The following is a 19,528-nucleotide window of genomic DNA, read 5'->3' on the forward strand; positions in this document are numbered from 1 at the left end:
GCGGCCGCGCCCGTGCGTGCCAATCGGCAACAAGGGCAACAAGAGCGCACGCCTGCCCGCCCCGGCGGATCAGCCGGTGAATCGGGCCAGGTGCGCCAGCTTGTCGGGGTTGCGCATGATGTAGACGCGGACGATGCGCCCGCCGCACACGCCCAGCGAAATCGTGCGCGGCAGCCCGTCGCGCTCGATGCCGTAGATGGCCGGCATGCCGTTGAGCTGCACGATGCGCACCGACGACAGGTCGCTCTGGCCCTTGCGTGCCAGGCCGGCGAAGGCGCGCACGATATTGGCGCGGCCCTGTATGGGGCGCATGAACGCCAGTTTCTTGCCGCCGCCGTCGCTGTGCAGCACCGCGTCATCGGCCAGCAATTGGCGCAGGATGTCCACGTCGCCATGCTGCGCGGCGTCGATGAAGGCGCGCGCCAGCCGGATGCCCTCGCTTTCTTCCACGGCAAAGCGCGGCCGCGACTCGCGCACGCGGTTGCGGGCGCGCGCGGCCAACTGGCGGCAGCCTGCCTCGGTGCGGCCCAGCGTGCCGGCGATCTCGGCGAACGGCACATCGAACACATCGTGCAGCAGGAAGGCGGCGCGCTCGGATGCGGACAGCCGTTCCAGCGCCAGCATCAGCGCCACCGATACGTCATGCGCGATCTCGCCCGGGGCCGCACCGGCATAGGCCTGCGCGTCCGGCAGGGGCTCGGGCAGCCAGGGGCCGACATAGACCTGGCGGCGAACGCGCGCCGATTTGAGCACATCCAGGCACAGGCGGGTCGCGATGCGCGAGAGAAACGCGCGCGCATTGTCCAGCGTGGCCGGATCGATCTCGCGCCAGCGCAGCCAGGTTTCCTGCACGATGTCCTCGGCCTCGGACCAGGAGCCCAGCATCCGGTACGCCAGTCCGTACAGGTGGCGCCGGTGCGGCTCGAAATCGTCCGCGCCCGGCGTATCGATCGTAATGGCGGCGGTTTTACTCATTGACGGGATGCAGGCTGCGGAACCCCACGGCGATCCGGTTCCACGCGTTGATGGTATTGATGGCCATCGTCAGGTTAACCCGTTCCAGTTCGTCGAAGTGGGTCGCCAGCTCGGCATAGTCCGCGTCGGGCGCCCGGGTCTGCGCCAGCAGCGTGAGCGCTTCGGTCCAGGCCAGCGCGGCGCGCTCGCGCGCCGTATACAGCGGCGATTCGCGCCAGGCATTGAGCAATTGCAGGCGCAGCTCGCTCTCGCCCTGCCTGCGCGCCTCGGTATAGTGCAGGTTCAGGCAGAACGCGCAGCCGTTGATCTGCGAGGCGCGCATCTTCACCAGTTCGAGCAGGCTGTGCTCCAGGCCGCAATCGTTGACGTACGACTGCAGGGCCATCAGCGCCTGCATGGTCCGAGGGGCGACGGTGTAGGGATTCATGCGGGGCTTCATTGCGGTTTCTCCGAGGCGGCCCCCCACCATGGCGGACCATGCAGACAAGACGAGGCGGCCCCGGCCCGCGTGACAGGCGGCGCCATCAAAGATGAAACAAAAAATTTCAACCTGCCGCGTGGATGCCCGCTGATTGCGCCGGCGAGGCATGGGCAGTCAATATCCGGTTACCCCGCCAACCGCAACGCCAGCTATGGTTGGCGTTGATCAGCAAAAAGGAGCGCATCTTGAAAACCCTGCTACCCGTATTGGCGCTTGCCGCCCTGCTGTCGGCCTGCAACGCGAACGCCCCCTCGGATACGCCCGAGGGCGCGCCGCCGCCCGATACGCATACCTCGCGCAATTCGCTGGACTGGCAAGGCACGTACCAGGGCGTGCTGCCGTGCGCCGACTGCCCCGGCATCCGCACGGTGCTGACCCTGCGCGCCGACAACACCTACCAGTTGCAGACCCAGTACCTGGAGCGCCAGCCCCGCCCGGACACGGTGCAAGGCAGATTCGGCTGGCTGACGGGCGACAACGCCATCGAGCTCGACAGCGCCGGCGATCACTACCGTTACCAGGTCGGCGAAAACCGGCTGACCATGATGTCGCAAGACGGCACCCTGCCCAGCGGCCCGTTGGCCGAGCACTACGTGCTCAAGCGCAGCCAGTGACGGCGGGTCAGGCGTCGCCGCCGCCTGCCGCCTCGGGATGGCGCGCGCGCCAGGCGCGCAGCGCTTCCTGGTAGCGCTCGCGCGCCTCGTCGTAGAGATCGTAGACGCACGGAATGCAGCCGCTCTGGCAGCAATCGGAGGGCTCGGGCGGCTCGGGCGGCTGCGGCCTGGGGTCGCCGGCCACGGCCTGGTCGGGAAGTCTTTGCATAGCCCTAGGATACGCCATGCGCCGCGGCGCTATGCCTGCGCATCCAGGGCGGCCGCGCCGATCCAGTGGCCGCTGAGCAGCGGCCCGAAGCAACGCGCGGCGGCGACCCGCGCCGAATCGGGCCAGGCATCGACGCGCACCCGCAGCCCGGCGTACACGCCGTGCCCCTCGCCGGCCTCGATGCGCCCGCCCGCCTCCAGGCCTTCGCCCGAGCGGATCGCGCCGTCGGCCACGATATCGTGGCCGGCAATCATGCCCCAGCCCGTTTCCACGTGGCCGCCGGCCAGGATGGAGCCGCCGGCCTGGATGCCGCTGACCACGTTGATGTCGTATTCGGCCTGTACGTCCTGCCCCGCGCGGATGCCTTGCTCGCATTTCAGAATGCCGCCGCTGACCACCGCGTCGCCCGCCCGGATGGGCCCGGCCACGTTCAGGTCGCCGCCGGTGCGGATGTCCCAGCCGGCGCGCAACTGTCCGCCCACCGTCAGGCGCTTGCCCACCTGGACGCCCCAGGTGGTCTGGATATCGCCGCCGGCCTGGACGTCGCCGTCGCAGACGATGCTGCCGCGCGCGTCGATGCCTTCGCCGGCCTGCACCAGCGTGCCGGCGCGAATGCCGGCGCCGCAGACGATATTGCGTCCCGCGCGCAGCACCCCGTCGACGGTGATCCCGCGCCGCACCGTCACGGTGCCGGCGAACACCAGGGCCGGCGCGTCCAGCGTATCCAGGTTCAGCACCTGGTCGGTGGGGCCGAACTGGTCGATCAGCCACATGGCGTCGTCGATGCGGCCGGCCTCCACCAGCGCGTCGAGCACGGGCTGGTACTCGCCATGGCCGTTGTGGTCGCGCAGGAACCACCGGTATCCGGCCGTGCAGGGGTTCTTGGCTTTGACGAAATTCTTGGTAAGTTGCATAACGCTATCGGACAGGACGAGACATGGCGCGCCACGCAGGCTCGAGGCCGGTCCGGCCCGCGCATCCGCCAGGGATGCGCGCGAGCGGGCCGGGCCGCCGCGTGGCGCAATGCGCCGCCGCGGGCGGTGTGGCGGGGAAATGGCGTGCTTGTCTGCTCAGCCGGGTTTGGCGCGCGCATAAGCCGAACGCGCGGCCACCTCGTACGAGGCCAGCAGCATGGCCCGGCGTGCGAGATCGAGCGCGTCGATGGCGCCCAGGCCATGCGCCGCCCGCGGCGCGCAACGTTGCGCCCACCGACGGGCGGGCCCGGCGGAAAGCGTGGTGCGGCTGGCAGGAGCTGTGGCGTTCATGACCGTCGATAGCAAGCGGCGCGCCTGCTCCAGCCCTTTCGGGAACAGTACGCGCCGACCAAAAGAAGACCGCCTCGACAGGCGGTCGCGCCCATACTACCAGCCCGGGCGGCGACGTCAAGCCAGGCGGCGGGCCCGGCGCGGCGGCACGAATAAGGGTTTACCCGTACAATAGCCATGCACGAATTAATTTCGTGCATGGCGTGGAATTTATATCGTTTTGAGGAATGCGCACCGACGTCTTGTAATGCAAGCCTGTTCCGTGACGTATCTGGTTCCATTCCCATGAGTTCTATCGGTTTCCGTATCCTTCCCCTGCCCGAGCCGCCCGCGGCCGATGAGGTGCTGGCTGGCTTCGCCCAGATCGGCACGGCCCAGATCAGCGATTGCATGGGCCGCCTGTACGGCGTGCAGGGCCTGCGCCCGCTGCATGCCGGCGCTGCCCGCATCGTCGGCCGCGCCATCACGGTCAAGACGCGCCCGGGCGACAACCTGATGATCCACAAGGCCATTTCGCTGGCCGGCCCGGGCGACGTGATCGTCGTCGATGGCGCCGGCGAGACGGCCAACGCCCTGGTCGGCGAACTGATGATGATGGACGCGCAGTCGCGCGGCGTGGCCGCCTTCGTCATCGACGGGGCGGTGCGCGACCTGGATGTGTTCCAGCAAGGCGCGTTCGGCTGTTTTGCCCGCGCCGTGTCGCACAAGGGGCCCTACAAGGACGGCCCCGGCGAGATCAACGTGCCGGTGAGCATCGGCGGCCAGGTCGTGGCGGCCGGCGACGTCATCGTGGGCGACGCCGACGGCGTGGTTGCCATACCGCTGGCCCAGGCCGGGGCAGTCCTGGCGGCGGCCCGCAGGAAAGAGGACGCCGAGCTGGCAGCCAAGGAGAAGCTGCGCGCCGGCACCTATGCCAAGCCCTGGGTGGACCGCATCATCGCCGAGAAGACCGGGGACGCGCAATGAGCATCGTCGCCGACAAGATCAAGCGCATCAAACTGTCGCCCAGCGTCGCCACGCGCGCCATCGTGGCCCAGCTGCGCGAGGAAGGCCGCCGCGTCATCGACCTGACGGTGGGCGAGCCGGATTTCTCGACCCCCGCGCATATCTGCGAGGCTGCCATCGCGGCCATGCAGCGCGGCGAAACCAAGTATCCGCCGGCCCAGGGGACGATGCCGCTGCGCAAGGCGGTACGCGCCCGGCTGCGGGAAGAAACCGGCGTCGACTACCCCGAAGGCCGCATCATCGTGGGCACCGGCGCCAAGCAGGTGCTCTACAACGGCCTGGCGGCCACGCTGAACGAGGGCGACGAGGTCATCATTCCGGCCCCCTACTGGGTGTCGTACCCGGACATGGTGCTGGTCAACGGCGGCGTGCCCGTGGCGGTGACCGCGACGCCGGCCACCCAGTACAAGCTGACGCCGCAGGCGCTGGAGGCGGCCATCACGCCACGCACCAAGTGGCTGATGATGAACGCGCCCAGCAACCCCACCGGCGCCATCTACACCGCCGACGAATGGCGCGGCCTGGCCGAGGTGCTGCGCCGCCACCCGCACGTCTGGCTCATGACCGACGACATCTACGCACGGCTGAACTTCACCGCGACGCCGACGGTGCATCCGCTGCAGGTCGCGCCCGAACTGGCCGAGCGCACGCTGGTGGTCAACGGCGTGTCCAAGGCCTATGCGATGACGGGCTGGCGCATCGGTTATGGTGCGGGTCCGGAGGCGTTGATCAAGGCCATAGCCATCCTGCAATCGCAGAGCACCTCCGGCGCCTGCTCGATCAGCCAGGCGGCGGCGCGCGAAGCGTTGGCCGGCCCGCAGGATTGCGTGGCCGAATTCGCCCGCACCTTCAAGGCCCGGCGCGACGCCGCGGTGGCGGCCCTGCAGGGCGCGCCCGGCCTGTCCGTGGTGATGCCCGAGGGGGCCTTCTACGTGTTCCCGGACTGCGCCGGCGTGCTGGGCAAGACCACGCCCGACGGCCGCGTCCTGGAGACGGATACCGACTTCGTGCACTACCTGCTGCGCGAAGCCGGCGTGGCGGTGATCGACGGCACGCCGTATGGCGTGCCCGGCACCTTCCGGCTTTCTTTCGCAGCGGCGCTGGAGGATATCCAGCAAGGCTGCGCGGCCATCCGCGCGGCGTGCGAACGCCTGGCCTGAGCGCAACCCGATCGGCGGCGGGCCCGCGCCCGCCGCGGCTTTTTCGACAACCAACAAGGGGATCGATGATGAAACGCAATGTTCTTGCCGTGCTGACGATAAGCCTGCTCGGCCTGGCCGGCCCACGCCGACCAGCTCGACGATATCAAGGCGCGCGGCGAATTGCTGTGCGGCACGCTGGGCACCTCCCAGCCGTTCAGCTACCAGGACGCCGCCACCCGCACCGTGGTGGGCTACGACGTGGATATGTGCAAGCTGGTGGCCGACAAGCTGGGCGTGAAGGTCAACTACAAGCTGCTGTCGGTGGCCGCGCGGGTGCCCGAACTCAACGAAAGCCGCGTGGACATCCTGGCCGCCAACCTGGGCTACTCGCCCGAGCGGGCCGAGCAGATCGCCTTCAGCCACACCTATTACGTCAGCCCGCAGAAGCTGCTGGTGCGCAAGGACTCGAACCTGCAGACCATCGAGTCGGTCAACGGCCGCCGCGTGGCCGCCACCAAGGGTTCCAGCTCGGAGCGCGAGATCAAGCGCATCCTGGACAAGTCTCAGGTGCTCGGTTTCACCGACAGCTCGGCCTCGTACCTGGCCCTGCAGCAGAAAAAGGTCGACGCGCAATTCGCCTCCGAACTGGTGCTGGTGCGCCTGATGCTGCAAAGCCCGCCCACCGCGCCCGTCTCGATCATCGACAAGGCGGTGTTCGACGAGCCGTGGGGCCTGGGCATGCGCAAGTCCGAAACCCGCTTCATCGCCAAGGTGAACGAGATCCTGGACCAGGCCGAAGCCTCCGGCGAGGCGCAGCGCCTGTTCGAGAAGTGGTTCGGCGCGCAGACCCCGTACAAGCTGCAGCGCTCGTTCAAGATCGGGCCCATCGCGGGATGACGCCCCGGCGCGCCGGCCTCCGCCCGGACCTTGGCGCGCCATCCTGCCGCGGCGTGCGCCCCCACCAAGGCGCCGCCGTGCAGTCGTTTCCGGAGTTCTACGCGTGTTTTTTCTAGACGCCCATTATCTGTCCCAGCTCGCCGATGGCATGATGACCACGGTGCAGCTGTTCCTGGTGGCCTGGGTGCTGGCCTTCACACTGGCCGTGCTGCTGGTCGTGATACGCACCACCAACCTGGCGCCGTGCCGCTGGTTCGTGGACGCCTACGTCGAATACCACCGCAACGTGCCGCTGCTGGTGCAGGTGCTGTTCTGGTACTTCGGCATGCCCGAACTGCTGCCCGAAGGCGTGCGCGGCTGGCTCTACCAGCACAACGCGGAGCTCTCGCTGGCCGCCATCGCACTGGGCCTGGGCTCTGCCGCCTATATCGCCGAAGACATACGCAGCGGCCTGCGCGCGATCCCCGGCACCCAGTTCGAGGCGGCCCGCGCGCTGGGCTCGTCGTACCTGCAATGCATGCGCCACGTCATCGTGCCGCAGGCGCTGCGCATTTCGATCCCGCCGCTGGTCGGCCGGGCCCTGCTGCTGTTCAAGAACACCAGCGTGGCCATGGCGATCGGCGTGGTCGAGCTGACCTACCAGGCGCGCGAGATCGAGAACGAGACCTACCGCACCTTCGCCACCTTCGGCGCCGCCACCCTCATGTACCTGCTCGGATCGTTCCTGCTGATGTTCATCGGCTCGCGCGTGTACGCCCGCTACAACATCGGAAGCGGAGGCCGCCGTGCTTGATATCCTGCATGACTACTGGCCCATGCTGCTGGTGGGCCAATATCCCAACGGCCCGCTGGGCGGCCTGGCGCTCACCCTGATACTGGCGCTGCTGGGCCTGCTGCTGTCCATGCCGCTGGCCCTGCTGATCGCCATCGCCCGGGTCAGCCCGTTTCGCGGCCTGCGGGTGGCCAGCCGCCTGCTGGTCAACACCGTGCGCGGCATGCCGCTGCTGATGCTGATCTTCTGGGCCTACTTCGCCGTGCCCAAGCTGACGGGCGGAAGCATCAGCGGCTTCTGGACCCTGGTCACCGCGCTGGTGATCTACGAAAGCGCCTATCTGTCCGAGGTCATCCGCTCCGGCATCGAGGCCATTCCCAAGGGCCAGATCGAAGCGTCGCGCTCGCTGGGCGTGGGCTACTGGACGACCATGCGCAAAGTGGTGCTGCCGCAGGCGCTGTTCAACGTGCTGCCCAGCATGACCAGCCAGTTCGTCTCCACCATCAAGGAGACCTCGCTGGGCTATGTGATCAGCGTCAATGAGCTGACCTTCGCGGCCAACCAGGTCAACAACCTGGTGCTGACCCAGCCGCTGCAGGTGTTCGGCATCCTGGCCATTATTTACTTCCTGGTGTGTTTCAGCCTGAGCCGCAGCGTGGCCTGGCTGGACAGCTGGGTACGCCGCAGCCGCAGCATGGCGTGACGGCGGGAGGAATCACAACATGATCAAGCTAGAAGGCGTCAACAAGTGGTACGGCGAGCACCATGTGCTCAAGGATGTGAGCCTGGAGGTCGGGCGCGGCGAAGTGCTGGTCGTGTGCGGCCCGTCGGGCTCGGGCAAGTCCACGCTCATCCGCACCATCAACCGGCTCGAGCCCATCGGCAAGGGCGTCATCCGCATCGACGGCCAGGACATCCACGCCAAGGGCGTGAACATCAATACGCTGCGCCGCGGCATCGGCTTCGTGTTCCAGCAGTTCAACCTGTTTCCGCACATGAGCGTGCTGGACAACGTGACGTACGCGCCGCTGCACATCCTGAAGACGCCGCGCCGCGAGGCAGAGGCGCTGGCGCACCAGCTGCTGGAGCGCGTGGGCATGGCGCACAAGGCGCAGGCCTACCCCGGCGCGCTGTCCGGCGGCCAGCAGCAGCGCGTGGCCATCGCCCGGGCGCTGGCGCTCAAGCCGCCCATCATGCTGTTCGACGAACCGACCAGCGCGCTGGACCCGGAGATGGTCGGCGAAGTGCTGCAGGTGATGAAATCGCTGGCGCGCGACGGCATGACCATGGTCTGCGTGACGCACGAGATGGGCTTCGCGCGCGAGGTCAGCGACCGGGTGATCTTCATGGACGCCGGCGAAATCCTCGAGATCGCCACGCCGCAGCGCTTCTTCAGCGCGCCCGAGCATCCGCGGGCGCAGCGCTTCCTGGCCGACATCATCGGGCACCACCCGGCCTGATGCGCAGCGACACCTTGCATGGCGCCGCGGCGCCATGAACCGGCGCATGGCGGCGGCGCCGTGGGGCGATGGTATGGTTGGGCTTTCCGATCAACAGCCCGCCTACTCTGCCATGTACACCCTGAAGCAACTCGAGGCGTTCTACTGGAGCGCCGTGCTGGGCAGCTTCAGTGCGTCCTCGCGCAAGCTGCACACCACCCAATCGGCCGTGGCCAAGCGGGTCGGAGAGCTGGAAGGGTTCGCGGGCACGCCGCTGTTCGAGCGGCGCGCCAAATCGCTGGTCCTGACCCAGCCAGGCCGCAAGCTGTTCGAGGGCGCGCGCGAGATGCTCGAGCTCAACAGCCGCATGGTGCTGGACATGGCCGACCCGTCGCGCTTCGAAGGCAGCGTGCGCCTGGGCGTGACCGAGCTGGTGGCGCTCACTTCGCTGGCCGGGGTCATAGAACGGCTCAACCAGCGCTATCCGAAGATCCAGCTGGTGCCCGAGATCGAGGCCGGCATCACGATGTACCAGCAGCTCGAGCGCGACGAACTGGACCTGGCCATCATGCCCGGCCCCTTCTGGAGCTACGAGTACGACTGCGTACAGCTCGGCTCGGTGACCAACGTCTGGATGGCCAGCCCTGCGCTGGCGCTGGATGCGGCGCGCGCACTGACGCCGCACGACCTGGCGCCCTTCCCCGTCATCAGCCAGCCGCAGAACTCGGCGCTGTCGCACCTGTACGATGCATGGTTCGCGCAGCAAGGCCTGTCGGTCAAGCGCGTGCTGACCTGCAACAGCCTGGCCATGATGGCGCAGCTGACCATGCTGGGGCTGGGCATCAGCCACCTGCCTTCGGCCTACTTCGACCCGCTGGTGGCGCGCGGCGCGCTGTGCCGGCTGCGCGTCCAGCCCGACCTGCCCACCATCCACTATTACGCCGTCTACAAGAAGAGCCTGATCAATCCGGTCGTCAGCACGGTCATCGACATCGCGCGCGAGACCTGCAACTTCGAGGTCGAGGGCGCGTTCCTGCCGCTGCCTCCCGGCGGCCTGCGGTCCGGTTGACGCCGCCGGCGTCCCTGTGTAGTGTATAGGGTTCCTGCGTCCCACCACCTGGGTGCCTCCATGATCCGCTTCGGTCTGCCTTGCCCGCCCGCCGCCGCCTTTGCCGGCGGCCTGCCGCGCGCGCGCACGACCCTGGCGGGCCTGCAGGCCCCGCCGCCTGTCGTCTCGCCGCCAGCCGGCCAGCTGTGCGGCGCCCCGCCGTCGCCCCGGCACGCCCAGGGCTGATCCGCAGCCCTCCCGGCCCTTTTCCGTCGCCGCTGCACCGCGGCCGCCTTGCGCGGCCATGGCGCGCGCGCCCGCGCGTGCGCCGGCGGCCCGTGCGTTATTCGACACAGGTGATTCGACATGCCATTCAATCAAACCGTCTGGGCCGCACGCGGCTCGACGGCGCTTTTCGTGCTGCTGTGGAGCAGCGGCGCGATCTTCGCCAAATGGGGGCTGGACTATGCCTCGCCCTTTGCCTTCCTGGTGCTGCGCTTCGCCCTGGCGCTGGCCGTCCTGACAGCCCTGGGCCTGCGCGCGGGGCGCTGCCTGCCCGCGCCTGGCACGCGCCTGCGCACCGCCGCCACCGGCGCGCTGCTGCTGGGCGGCTATTCGATCTGCTATCTGCTGGCGCTGCAGCACGGCGTGACGCCGGGCGTGCTGGCCACGGTGCTGGGCGTGCAGCCGCTGCTGACGCTGCTATGGCTGGAGCGCGACCTGCCGGCACGCCGGCTGGCCGGGCTGACGCTGGCCCTGGCGGGCCTGGTGCTGGTGGTGTGGCGCAACATCGATGTGGCACGCCTGAACCACGCCGGCATGGCCTACGCCCTGGCCGCGCTGGGCTGCATGACGGCGGGCGCCCTGCTGCAGAAAGGGTCGCGCCAGGCGCCCGGCGAGGTCTTGCCGCTGCAGTACGCGACAAGCCTGGCGCTGTGCCTGGCGCTCGCGCCCGGACAGCCCTGGCAGGTGCAGTGGAGCCCCGGTTTCGTGGCGGCCTGGCTGTGGCTCGCGCTGGTGATATCGGTGGCGGCCACGCTGCTGCTGTACCGCCTGATCCAGGGCGGCAACCTGGTCAACGTGACCAGCCTGTTCTACCTGGTGCCCCCCGGCACGGCGCTGCTGGATTACCTGCTGCTAGGCAACCGGCCAGCGTCGGCCAGCCTGGCCGGCATGGCGGCCATCGTTGCCGGGCTGGGGCTGGTGTTCGGGCGCCGGCGCGCGCATTGAGCATGCCGGACAGGATGCCTTGGCAACGAGCCGGCGCGGCGCTATGGTATGCGGATAGCGCCGCGCTAGCTGTGAACTGTCAATAGGTTGTATTCGTCCAGGTTGAGTCTGGAGATGGGTACAGCGCGCCCGATGCCTTGGTGGGGTCGATGCCAGTTGTAGTGGTGTAGCCAGGATTTCATGGCATCGGCTCGGTGTTGGGAGTTCTGGTAGGTGTGAGCGTAAGCCCACTCACGCAAGGCCGACTGGATGAAGCGTTCGGCCTTGCCATTGGTCTGTGGGCGGTAAGGTCGGGTAAAGCGGTGCTTGATGCCCAGCTCATGGCACAGCGCGGCGAAGGCGCGGCTGCGAAAGGCCGAGCCATTGTCGGTGAGCAAGCGCTGGATGGTCACGCCCAGGCGCTGGTAGTAGGCCACTGCGTCCTTGAGGAACTGGACGGCGCTGGGGAAGCGCTCGTCGGGGTGGATGTCGGTGAAGGCCACACGGGCGTGGTCATCGATGGCCACGAAGACGAAGTCCCAGCCGGCCCCCTCAACGGTATCGCGTCGGTTGCCCGTGACCCGGTGGCCAGGGCGCTGGATACGTCCCAGCTTCTTGATGTCGATGTGCAGCAGATCGCCGGGGGCCTGATGCTCGTAGCGCACCACCGGCTCGGCCGGCTCCAGGTCGGCCAGGTGCGACAGACCGGCGCGGGCCAGGACGCGGCTGACGGTGCTGGCTGACACGCCCAGCGCCTGGGCGATGCGCGCTTGGGTCAGCCGCTTGCGGCGCAGCTCCACGATAGCCAGCGCCTTGGCCGGCGCAATCGCTCGGGGCGAGACCGTCGGGCGCGAGGACGCATCGGCCAAGCCCGCCTGGCCCTGAGCCAGGAAGCGGCCCAGCCATTTGCGCACAGTCGGCGCGGTGACCCCATAGGCGCGGGCCGCTTCAGGCACACAAACTTGATGGGCGATCAATTGCTGGACCATTTCGAGTCGACGTAGGAAGGTCAATCGGGCATGCTTATGGGTGTTCATCCGGCCGGGCTCCTTGAGTGAACTGGGGGGTTGGCGATTTCCAGTTTCTCAAATCCGGTTCGGATGAACCATGCATACAACCTATTGAATCTTCACAGCTAGGTCGAACGGCGCTCCATCAAGGCCCAGGCAATGGTGCCGGCATCGACATACTCGAGCTCGCTGCCGGCCGGCACGCCGCGCGCCAGCCGGGTGACTTTCAGGCCGCGCTCGCTCAGGGCATCGTCCAGGAAGTGGGCCGTCGTCTCGCCCTCGGCGGTGAAATTGGTGGCCAGGATGACCTCCTGGACCACGCCGTCGCAGGCGCGCTCGATGACGCGCTGGAAGTCGAGCTCGCGCGGCCCCACCCCTTCCAGCGGCGCGATGCGTCCCATCAGCACGTAGTACAGCCCGCGGTAGCCGTGGCTGGACTCGATCATGTTCTGGTCGGCCGGCGTCTCGACGATGCACAGCAGGCCGGGATCGCGCTTGGGATTGGCACAGGTCGCGCAGACCTCGTCTTCGGTGAAGCTGTTGCAGCGCGCGCAATGGCGCAGGTGCTGCACGGCGGCGGAAAGCGCGCGGCCCAGCATGTCGGCCCCCTGCAGGTCGTGCTGCAGCAGGTGATAGGCCATGCGGCGGGCCGAGCGCACGCCCACGCCAGGCAGGCGGCGCAACGCCTCGATCAGGGCGATCAGCGGTTCGGGTTCGGGTAGTTGGGGATCCATCGCGCAGACAGCAGCGCGCCCGGCGGCCCGGCTGGGCCGCCAAGGCGATATCAGAACGGCAGCTTCATGCCCGGGGGCAGCGGCATGCCGGCGGTCACCGACGCCATTTTTTCCTGCGAAGTGGCCTCGGCCTTGCGCAGCGCGTCGTTGAACGCCGCGGCCACCAGGTCTTCGAGCATGTCCTTGTCCTCGCCCAGCAGGCTGGCGTCGATGGCCACCCGCTTGACGTCGTGGCGGCAGGTCATGGTGACCTTGACCAGGCCGCCGCCCGCTGCGCCTTCGACCTGGATCTCGGCCAGCGCGTCCTGCGCCTTCTTCATGTTTTCCTGCATTTGCTGCGCCTGGCGCATCAGGCCGGCGAGTTGTCCTTTCATCATGATCGATGCTTCCTCGGATTAGGGGATTGAGTCTGACCGGCGCCGCTCAGGCGGCCGGCGGATTGTCTACATGGCGGATCGAGCCGGGCACGACGCGGCCGCCGAAATCGGCGACCAGCGCCTGCACGAAGGGATCGACCGCCACCGCGTCTTCGGCGGCCTGCTGGCGCGCCGCGCGTTCGATCTGGGCCACCGCATGCGCGGTGCCGTCTCCGGTGACGCCGACTTCGATCTCCAGCCGCAGGCCCTGGCCGAAATGTTCGCACAGCACGGTCTGCAGGCGCACGCGGCTTTCGCTTTCGGCCAGCGTGCGCACGGCCACGCGCAACAACACCGCGTCGCCCTGCACACCGGCCCACTCGCTCTGGCGCGCCAGTTCGGCGGCAAGGCCGGTGACCGGCAAGCGCGCGGCCAGCTCGGGCCAGCCGGTCGGCGACATGTCCGCAAGGCGCGACCGCGCCGCGCGGCCACGGCCGCCGGATTCGCGGCGCGGCGTCGGCGCCCGTGGCGCCGGCATGGCCGCGGCAGCGGGCGCCAGCGTTTCGAATTCGTCGTCCGGATCGGCGGTGAAGCTGTGCTCGGGCACGAAGCCGCCGCCAGCCTCGTCGGGAATGGCCTCGTCGACCCAGGCCGGCGGACCGTCGTCGTCCGCCGCGACCGGCGCCGGCGCGGCCGCGGGCTGGGCCGGCGCGGGGGCGGCCACGGCCTCGGGCAGGTCCTCCCAGGGCGGCACTGGCGCCGGCGCGGGCTCGGCGGCGCGGGCCTGGGCCGCCGGCGCCGCCACGGGTTCGGGTTCGGCGACAGCCGGCGGCGTCGCCGCAACCGGCGTGGCCGCGGGCCGGGGCGCTGGCTCAGGCTCGGGTTCAGGCTCGGGCGCGGGCTGCGGCTTTGATTCGGATCGGGCTACGGCGCGCGGAGCCGCGGCGGCCTGCGGCGCAAGCGCGGGCGCAGGCGTTGGTTCGGGCCGGGTTTCGGCCGGCGCCGCGGCGGCGGGCGCCGCGGCCCGCGGCGTCGTGTCGGCGCGCGGCGCCTGCACGGCCGTTGCCGGGCCGGCCTCGCCATTGAGCGCCAGCATGCGCAGGCAGGCCATCACGAAACCGGCATACTCGTCGGGCGACAGCGTCAGCTCGCCACGGCTGTGCACGGCCACCGAATAGAACAGTTGCACCGCATCGGGATGCAGGGCGGCGGCCAGGCGCGTAATGTCCTCGGTCAGCGGATCGTCCTGCGGCAAGGCGCCGCGCACGCGCTGCTCGATGGCCACCCGCGACAACAGCACCGCCAGGTCGGCCAGCGCGCCGGCATACGACAGGCCGCGCACCGCCAGCTCATCGGCCACCGCCAGCACCCCGGCGGCGTCGCCCGAGGCCAGCGCATCCAGCAGGCGTACCAGATGGCGCTGGTCGATCGTGCCCAGCATGCCGCGCACCGCTTCTTCGCTGAGATTGCCGGCGCTATAGGCAATGGCCTGGTCGGTCAGCGACAGCGCGTCGCGCATGGAACCGCCGGCCGCCTGGCCGATCAGGCGCAGCGCCGGCACTTCGAAGCCGATCTGCTCTTCGCCCAGCACTGCCTGCAGATGCCCCACGATCGCGTCGGGCGGCATCTGCTTGAGATTGAACTGCAGGCAGCGCGACAACACCGTGACCGGGATTTTCTGCGGATCGGTGGTCGCCAGGATGAACTTGACGTGCGGCGGCGGCTCTTCCAGCGTCTTGAGCATGGCGTTGAAGGCATGCCCGGTCAGCATGTGCACTTCGTCGATCATGTAGACCTTGAAGCGGCCGGCCCCCGGCGCGTAGACCGCCTGCTCGAGCAGCTGGGTCATTTCCTCGACGCCGCGGTTGGAGGCGGCATCGAGCTCGAGGTAGTCGACGAAGCGGCCCGCATCGATTTCGGTGCAGGCGCGGCATTGGCCGCAAGGCTTGGACGTGATGCCGTTCTCGCAATTGAGCGACTTGGCCAGGATGCGCGACAGGGTGGTCTTGCCGACCCCGCGCGTACCGGTGAACAGCCAGGCATGATGCAGGCGCTGCGTGTCCAGCGCGTGCGTGAGGGCTCGCACCACGTGATCCTGCCCGATCAGGGTATCGAAGGATCGCGGGCGCCACTTGCGGGCCAGTACCAGATAAGTCATGGGCGGATTGTAGAGCCAGTTGCGCGCGCCCGGCACGGCGCGCTGGTTCACTGACCGGCGCGCGAACGCGCCCGCCGGAATGCAAAAGGGGCGCCGCAACCAGGAATGATGCGATCCGCCTGGATCGCGATACATTCCGGTCACGGCGCCCCTTTCAGGGATACCGGTAGGCGAGCCTTACTCCGGCACTGGTTCTGAACGACTATGGCTGCTTCGTTCCCGACCTGACCAGATTCACCGCCGAACCATGCGAAGGGGCCCGCCAGCTACGCATTCTAACAGAATGCGTAGCTGGCGAGCCCCGGCCCGACCGGACCCATCAGGGTCCGGTCGGGCCGTCGGGGCAAAGGGGTGGGCCCCCTCCCCAGCCCTCCCCCCGAGGGGGAGGGGGTGGTGGGAGGGTAGTGTGGAGCGACGGTTTGCGTGTCTGGCTGCGGTGGGGTGCTGCTTGGGGCGGCCTGCGCCTATCCCCTGGCGGGGATGGCGCGGCCTTGCACCGGTGCCCGTCCCGCATGAGGACTGCCGCCTGCCCATGCGTGTGCCTGTCCCCGCAGGGACAGGCACACGCAGCAGCGGTTCAGCGCGACGGTTCGTGTGCCTGGCTGCGGTGGGGTGCTGCTTGGGGCGGCCTACGCCTATCCCCTGTCGGGGATGGCGTGGCCTTGCACCGGTGCCTGTCCCGCATGAGGACTGCCGCCTGCCGTGCGTGTGCCTGTCCCAGCGGGGACAGGCACCCCGCAGTACGCCATCGACGCTTCGCCGCCAAGACGGTATCTGCCCCCGCGAGGACAGGCTCCCGACGCTACAGGTCGATCCAGGCGCGGGCGCGGGGGAAGTAGAGGGCGGCGCGGGCGGGGCGGCCGTCCAGGGCGGTGACCTGGGCGCAGTAGCGCATCAGTTGCTCGCCATGGCGCTGGCGCATGCGGATCGCGAATTGTTCGGGCGTCTCGTGTTCATGCGGACGGCCGGTCTTGTAGTCGACGATGAGCCAGCCATCTTCGGTGCTCAGCGCCAGGTCGATGACCGATACGCGGCCGGCGGCGTCGATGAGGGGCCATTCGCGGCGCGCGCGGGCCTGGCCGAGCAGCCAGCGGCCGCGCTCGTCGTCCAGCGTGGACTGCAGCGTATCCAGCACGGCCTGCGCGGCGGCGTCGGCCTGCCCGGCCGGGATGCCGGCGCGGGTCAGCTGGCGCCGCATGGCCGGCAGGCGTACGGCCAGCGCATCGGCCGACCAGTGCTGCGGGCCGTCGCCGCCGATGCGCGCCAGCCAGGCATGCGCCAGCGTGCCGACCGCCGCGTCATAGCCCGCTTCCAGTTGCCAGGACGGATGCTCGGCGCCTTGCCCGCCGCCGTATACGCCCGCCGCGGCCTCGCGCGGCAAGGTCCGGGCCGCCAGGCTCGCCAGCCCGGCGCCGGCCAGGCGGCGCAGCGGCTCGCCCACGAGCGCCGGCTGCTCGCCCGTGGCCGCCGCCTGGTCTTGCGCCACGTCGGGCGGCTGCGGCACCGACAGGTGCGGCCACAGCCGGCCCAGCAGGCTGGCCGACGCGGGCGTGCGGGCCTGGCCGCTGGCCGCGTCGACCGCCACGTGCGCCACCAGGTGCAGGCGCTGGCGCGCGCGCGTGGCCGCCACGTAAAACAGGCGGTCGGTTTCGTAGGCGGCGCGGCGCGCCTCGCGCGCGCCCAGGTAGCGCGACACCGGGTCGGCCTCGGTTTCGGCGCGCGGCTTGATCGGACCGAGCAGCACCCTGCCCCTGCTTTGCTCGAAACGCACCAGCGGCGCCTGGTCGCCGCGCGGCGCCCGATGCAGGCCGTACAGGATGACGGTATCGAACTGCAGCCCCTTGGATTTGTGCATGGTCATGATTTCGACCGTGCCCTGCTCGCCGGTGGCCTGCGGCGCGGCGAACAGGCGCGCCACCGCGGTGTCCAGCAAGCCGGCGTCCAGTCCGCCGTGCGGCGCCAGCCGCTCGATCAGCTGGAACAGGCTTTCGGCATCGCTGGCCGCGCTGGATCCCGCATACAGGCCAGGCCCGCCCAGGCGCCGCCACAATTGCTCCAGCCAGGCGGCCAGCGGCAGCAGGCCGGCGTCATTGGCGCGATCCAGCAGGATCGCCGCCACGGCGCGCAGGCGCCGGTATTCGTCGGGCGCCAGCGCCTGCTCGGCCAGACAGCCCGGCGCCGGCGCATCGAACAGGCTGCCCTGCCCGCCCTCGGAGCGCGCCGCGCCGCGCAGCGCGCGTTCGAGCAGCGTGGGCACCGGCGTCAGTTGATCGGCGCCGAACAGGCGTTGCAGCGAAGTCAGGGTCAGGCCGCACCATGGCGCGCGCAGCACCGACAGCCAGGCCAGCCGGTCGCCCGGATGCGCCAGCGCGCGCGCCAGCTGCACCAGATCGGCCACCACGGGGCGCAGCCCCAGCGGCACCAGCTCGACGGCGCGGCAGGGAATTCCTTCCTGCGCCAGGCGGCGCGTCAGGCTGCCCAGGTGGCTGCGGGCGCGCACCAGGATCGCGACGGGATGGCGGCTGCCTTCGTGCTCGGCCAACGCCGCGCGCACCAGGCCGACCGCGATGTCCTCGGCCTGCCTCTCGGCGCTGGCGGCGTCGCCGCATTCCCAGGCGGGGTGGAACAGCACCGCCTCGCCCGGCGCCGTCTCGTGGAACGCGGTCGAGGGGCTGTAGGCAATGGCGCCGGAATCCGCGTCATTGGCGCGCGGCAGCAATTGCGCGAACACGCGGTTGACCCAATCCACCACGCCGCCTTGCGAACGGAAGTTGTCGGTCAGCTGCAGGAAGCCCGGCCGGATCTGGCCCACGCCCCGCTCGGCCACCTGCAGGAACAGGCCGACCTCGGCCTTGCGGAAACGGTAGATGGACTGCATCGGGTCGCCCACCAGGAACAGCGTGCGGCCATCGCCGTCCTGCCAGCCGGCGGTCAGCGTGGCCAACAGGTCGATCTGGCCCTGGCTGGTGTCCTGGAATTCGTCGATCAGCAGATGGCGGATCGACGCGTCCAGCTTGAGCAGCAATTCGCCGGGATCGTCGCCGCTGCCCAGCGCGTAGGCCGCGCGCTGGGCGATCTCGATGAAGTCGACTTCGCCGGCCCGCGCGAACTGCACGCGCAGCTGCGCCACCGACAGCGCCAGCGTGGTCAGCTGCGCGCTCAGCACATCCCATTGCGCGTCCGAGAAATGCGCATCAGGCATGTCGCGCACCGCCGCCAGCGCGCGCACCCAGGGCGCGCCGCCATCGCAGGCGGCCAGCCAGGCGGTGAACGGCTCCTTGTGGTCGCAGCCGGCCGGAAACCCCAGGTTCTTGTTCACGCCCTTGGGGCTGCGCAAGGCGCCCGTGCCGGTCAGCAGCAGATGCGCCAGCGCGCGCCATTGGTCCAGCGCCTCGGCCATGGGCGGCAAGGGAGCGTCCCAATCCTGCAAGGCCGCCAGCCGCGCATCGCCGCTGCCCGCCAGCGCCGCCGCGGCCAGGCGCGCCGGCCCGCACAAGGCCTGGCTCCAGCCGCGCGGCAATTGCCCGCACAGGCTGTCCAGCTCGTGTTCGAGCGCCTCGGCCAGCGATGCTTCCAGGCCATCGCGGTCCAGCCCGAACTGCAGCAGCGGCATCCATTGGTCGCGCTGGCCCAGCATCGCGGCGATGGCGTCCTTGGCGGCCTGCACGTCGACGTCCAGGTGCGCCAGCAAGGCGCGCACCGCGTCGTGCTCGTCGGCCAGTTCCAGCGTGGCGCGCGCCGCCGCCTCGTAGTGCGCGCGCGCGTCGTCGGCGATATCGGGCATGCCACCCAGTTCCGACAGCCAGGGCATGCCGCGCACCAGGCCGGCGCAGAACGAGTCGATGGTGCGGATGGCCAGCCGCGCCGGGTGATCGAGCAGGTGCCAGCCCTGCTCCTGGTCGCGCGCCAGGGCGGCGCGCGCCAGTTCCCAGCTGCGCCGCTCGTGCGCCGAGCGCGGCGGCTCGCCGGCGCCCAGGCTCAGCTTGTGCAGCACGCGCGCGTGCATCTCGGAGGCGGCCTTGCGCGTGAAAGTGATGGCGACGATTTCCTCGGGCCGCGTCACGGTGGCCAGCAAGGCAAGAATGCGGTCGGTCAGCAGTTCGGTCTTGCCCGAACCCGCCGGCGCCTGCACCAGGAACGAGCGCGACGGGTCCAGCGCCTGGCGGCGCGCGGCGTGGTCATGCGGCAAGCGTTCGGGTTCGGTCATGGCTGGCG

General features: G+C 69.7%; 20 protein-coding genes and 1 other RNA gene. 10 read left to right on the plus strand and 11 right to left on the minus strand.

All coding sequences use genetic code 11. The features are described from left to right. Positions 1-69 precede the first annotated feature (69 nt). On the minus strand, positions 70-975 hold the full coding sequence (locus BN118_RS09705; protein WP_003818580.1) for a sigma-70 family RNA polymerase sigma factor: 906 nt from the start codon (positions 973-975) through the stop codon (positions 70-72). Next, positions 968-1,414 (minus strand): carboxymuconolactone decarboxylase family protein, encoded by a 447-nt coding sequence (locus tag BN118_RS09710; RefSeq protein ID WP_003810437.1) that lies wholly within the window; start codon positions 1,412-1,414, stop codon positions 968-970. The genes BN118_RS09705 and BN118_RS09710 overlap by 8 nt, the downstream gene beginning before the upstream one ends. Positions 1,415-1,641: 227 nt before the next feature. Here BN118_RS09710 and BN118_RS09715 point away from each other — a divergent pair, with 227 nt between their 5' ends. Beyond that, positions 1,642-2,070 (plus strand): copper resistance protein NlpE, encoded by a 429-nt coding sequence (locus tag BN118_RS09715; protein WP_003818579.1) that lies wholly within the window; start codon positions 1,642-1,644, stop codon positions 2,068-2,070. Between the two features lie 7 nt (positions 2,071-2,077). Here BN118_RS09715 and BN118_RS09720 read toward each other — a convergent pair whose 3' ends face one another. The 3 genes from BN118_RS09720 to BN118_RS09730 form a co-directional block, all read right to left on the minus strand. Next, positions 2,078-2,296 carry an oxidoreductase-like domain-containing protein gene (locus BN118_RS09720; protein WP_003818577.1) on the minus strand — a complete coding sequence of 73 codons (219 nt, stop codon included), beginning with the start codon at positions 2,294-2,296 and terminating at the stop codon, positions 2,078-2,080. Positions 2,297-2,307: 11 nt separating this feature from the next. Beyond that, positions 2,308-3,192, minus strand: a complete 885-nt coding sequence (locus BN118_RS09725; protein ID WP_010930237.1) for a hypothetical protein — start codon at positions 3,190-3,192, stop codon at positions 2,308-2,310. A gap of 156 nt (positions 3,193-3,348) precedes the next feature. Then, complete coding sequence (locus BN118_RS09730) at positions 3,349-3,543, minus strand: hypothetical protein (protein ID WP_019247642.1); 195 nt, start codon at positions 3,541-3,543, stop codon at positions 3,349-3,351. 285 nt (positions 3,544-3,828) lie between these two features. Between BN118_RS09730 and BN118_RS09735 the strand changes: the two genes are divergently transcribed. The 9 genes from BN118_RS09735 to BN118_RS09770 all read left to right on the plus strand — a co-directional run bounded on the left by BN118_RS09735 (position 3,829) and on the right by BN118_RS09770 (position 11,076). Then, positions 3,829-4,509 (plus strand): RraA family protein, encoded by a 681-nt coding sequence (locus BN118_RS09735; RefSeq protein WP_010930236.1) that lies wholly within the window; start codon positions 3,829-3,831, stop codon positions 4,507-4,509. Next, on the plus strand, positions 4,506-5,708 hold the full coding sequence (locus tag BN118_RS09740; protein WP_010930235.1) for an aminotransferase class I/II-fold pyridoxal phosphate-dependent enzyme: 1,203 nt from the start codon (positions 4,506-4,508) through the stop codon (positions 5,706-5,708). Before BN118_RS09735 ends, BN118_RS09740 begins: the two co-directional genes overlap by 4 nt. A 162-nt stretch (positions 5,709-5,870) precedes the next feature. Continuing rightward, positions 5,871-6,587 (plus strand): ABC transporter substrate-binding protein, encoded by a 717-nt coding sequence (locus tag BN118_RS09745; RefSeq protein WP_010928212.1) that lies wholly within the window; start codon positions 5,871-5,873, stop codon positions 6,585-6,587. 103 nt (positions 6,588-6,690) lie between these two features. Then, entirely contained in the window at positions 6,691-7,380 is a 690-nt protein-coding gene (locus BN118_RS09750) for an amino acid ABC transporter permease (protein WP_003810422.1), read from the plus strand. Next, the gene (locus BN118_RS09755) at positions 7,373-8,062 is read left to right on the plus strand and encodes an amino acid ABC transporter permease (RefSeq protein ID WP_003810420.1); all 690 of its coding nucleotides are present in this window, start codon (positions 7,373-7,375) and stop codon (positions 8,060-8,062) included. The genes BN118_RS09750 and BN118_RS09755 overlap by 8 nt, the downstream gene beginning before the upstream one ends. Positions 8,063-8,081: 19 nt before the next feature. Beyond that, entirely contained in the window at positions 8,082-8,819 is a 738-nt protein-coding gene (locus tag BN118_RS09760) for an amino acid ABC transporter ATP-binding protein (protein WP_003818574.1), read from the plus strand. 112 nt (positions 8,820-8,931) lie between these two features. Then, on the plus strand, positions 8,932-9,867 hold the full coding sequence (locus BN118_RS09765; RefSeq protein WP_010930233.1) for a LysR family transcriptional regulator: 936 nt from the start codon (positions 8,932-8,934) through the stop codon (positions 9,865-9,867). Between the two features lie 60 nt (positions 9,868-9,927). Then, positions 9,928-10,092 (plus strand): hypothetical protein, encoded by a 165-nt coding sequence (locus BN118_RS20485; protein ID WP_019247643.1) that lies wholly within the window; start codon positions 9,928-9,930, stop codon positions 10,090-10,092. Positions 10,093-10,212: 120 nt separating this feature from the next. Next, positions 10,213-11,076, plus strand: a complete 864-nt coding sequence (locus BN118_RS09770) for a DMT family transporter (protein ID WP_014905778.1) — start codon at positions 10,213-10,215, stop codon at positions 11,074-11,076. A gap of 65 nt (positions 11,077-11,141) precedes the next feature. Here BN118_RS09770 and BN118_RS09775 read toward each other — a convergent pair whose 3' ends face one another. The 6 genes from BN118_RS09775 to BN118_RS09795 all read right to left on the minus strand — a co-directional run bounded on the left by BN118_RS09775 (position 11,142) and on the right by BN118_RS09795 (position 19,520). Next, positions 11,142-12,092 (minus strand): IS481-like element IS481 family transposase, encoded by a 951-nt coding sequence (locus BN118_RS09775; protein WP_005012067.1) that lies wholly within the window; start codon positions 12,090-12,092, stop codon positions 11,142-11,144. Between the two features lie 98 nt (positions 12,093-12,190). Continuing rightward, positions 12,191-12,799 carry a recombination mediator RecR gene (recR, locus tag BN118_RS09780; RefSeq protein ID WP_010930424.1) on the minus strand — a complete coding sequence of 203 codons (609 nt, stop codon included), beginning with the start codon at positions 12,797-12,799 and terminating at the stop codon, positions 12,191-12,193. Between the two features lie 50 nt (positions 12,800-12,849). Further along, a complete protein-coding gene (locus tag BN118_RS09785; RefSeq protein WP_010930423.1) occupies positions 12,850-13,176 on the minus strand; it encodes a YbaB/EbfC family nucleoid-associated protein in 327 nt (108 codons plus the stop codon). A 46-nt stretch (positions 13,177-13,222) separates the two neighbouring features. Then, a complete protein-coding gene (locus tag BN118_RS09790) occupies positions 13,223-15,313 on the minus strand; it encodes a DNA polymerase III subunit gamma/tau (protein WP_010930422.1) in 2,091 nt (696 codons plus the stop codon). Between the two features lie 166 nt (positions 15,314-15,479). Further along, positions 15,480-15,577: signal recognition particle sRNA small type (ffs, locus tag BN118_RS19500), an RNA gene on the minus strand. 538 nt (positions 15,578-16,115) lie between these two features. Then, positions 16,116-19,520 carry a UvrD-helicase domain-containing protein gene (locus BN118_RS09795; RefSeq protein ID WP_010930421.1) on the minus strand — a complete coding sequence of 1,135 codons (3,405 nt, stop codon included), beginning with the start codon at positions 19,518-19,520 and terminating at the stop codon, positions 16,116-16,118. Positions 19,521-19,528 lie beyond the last annotated feature (8 nt).

Origin of the sequence: Bordetella pertussis 18323, assembly GCF_000306945.1 — a bacterium.
GTDB classification, from domain to species: Bacteria; Pseudomonadota; Gammaproteobacteria; order Burkholderiales; family Burkholderiaceae_B; genus Bordetella; species Bordetella pertussis.

Coding starts and splice junctions, on each gene's coding strand:
- BN118_RS09705 (WP_003818580.1), bottom strand. CDS start 975: ATGAGTAAAACCGCCGCCATTACGATCGATACGCCGGGCGCGGACGAT.
- BN118_RS09710 (WP_003810437.1), bottom strand. CDS start 1,414: ATGAAGCCCCGCATGAATCCCTACACCGTCGCCCCTCGGACCATGCAG.
- BN118_RS09720 (WP_003818577.1), bottom strand. CDS start 2,296: ATGGCGTATCCTAGGGCTATGCAAAGACTTCCCGACCAGGCCGTGGCC.
- BN118_RS09725 (WP_010930237.1), bottom strand. CDS start 3,192: ATGCAACTTACCAAGAATTTCGTCAAAGCCAAGAACCCCTGCACGGCC.
- BN118_RS09730 (WP_019247642.1), bottom strand. CDS start 3,543: ATGAACGCCACAGCTCCTGCCAGCCGCACCACGCTTTCCGCCGGGCCC.
- BN118_RS09735 (WP_010930236.1), top strand. CDS start 3,829: ATGAGTTCTATCGGTTTCCGTATCCTTCCCCTGCCCGAGCCGCCCGCG.
- BN118_RS09740 (WP_010930235.1), top strand. CDS start 4,506: ATGAGCATCGTCGCCGACAAGATCAAGCGCATCAAACTGTCGCCCAGC.
- BN118_RS09760 (WP_003818574.1), top strand. CDS start 8,082: ATGATCAAGCTAGAAGGCGTCAACAAGTGGTACGGCGAGCACCATGTG.
- BN118_RS09765 (WP_010930233.1), top strand. CDS start 8,932: ATGTACACCCTGAAGCAACTCGAGGCGTTCTACTGGAGCGCCGTGCTG.
- BN118_RS20485 (WP_019247643.1), top strand. CDS start 9,928: ATGATCCGCTTCGGTCTGCCTTGCCCGCCCGCCGCCGCCTTTGCCGGC.
- BN118_RS09770 (WP_014905778.1), top strand. CDS start 10,213: ATGCCATTCAATCAAACCGTCTGGGCCGCACGCGGCTCGACGGCGCTT.
- BN118_RS09775 (WP_005012067.1), bottom strand. CDS start 12,092: ATGAACACCCATAAGCATGCCCGATTGACCTTCCTACGTCGACTCGAA.
- recR (WP_010930424.1), bottom strand. CDS start 12,799: ATGGATCCCCAACTACCCGAACCCGAACCGCTGATCGCCCTGATCGAG.
- BN118_RS09785 (WP_010930423.1), bottom strand. CDS start 13,176: ATGATGAAAGGACAACTCGCCGGCCTGATGCGCCAGGCGCAGCAAATG.
- BN118_RS09790 (WP_010930422.1), bottom strand. CDS start 15,313: ATGACTTATCTGGTACTGGCCCGCAAGTGGCGCCCGCGATCCTTCGAT.
- BN118_RS09795 (WP_010930421.1), bottom strand. CDS start 19,520: ATGACCGAACCCGAACGCTTGCCGCATGACCACGCCGCGCGCCGCCAG.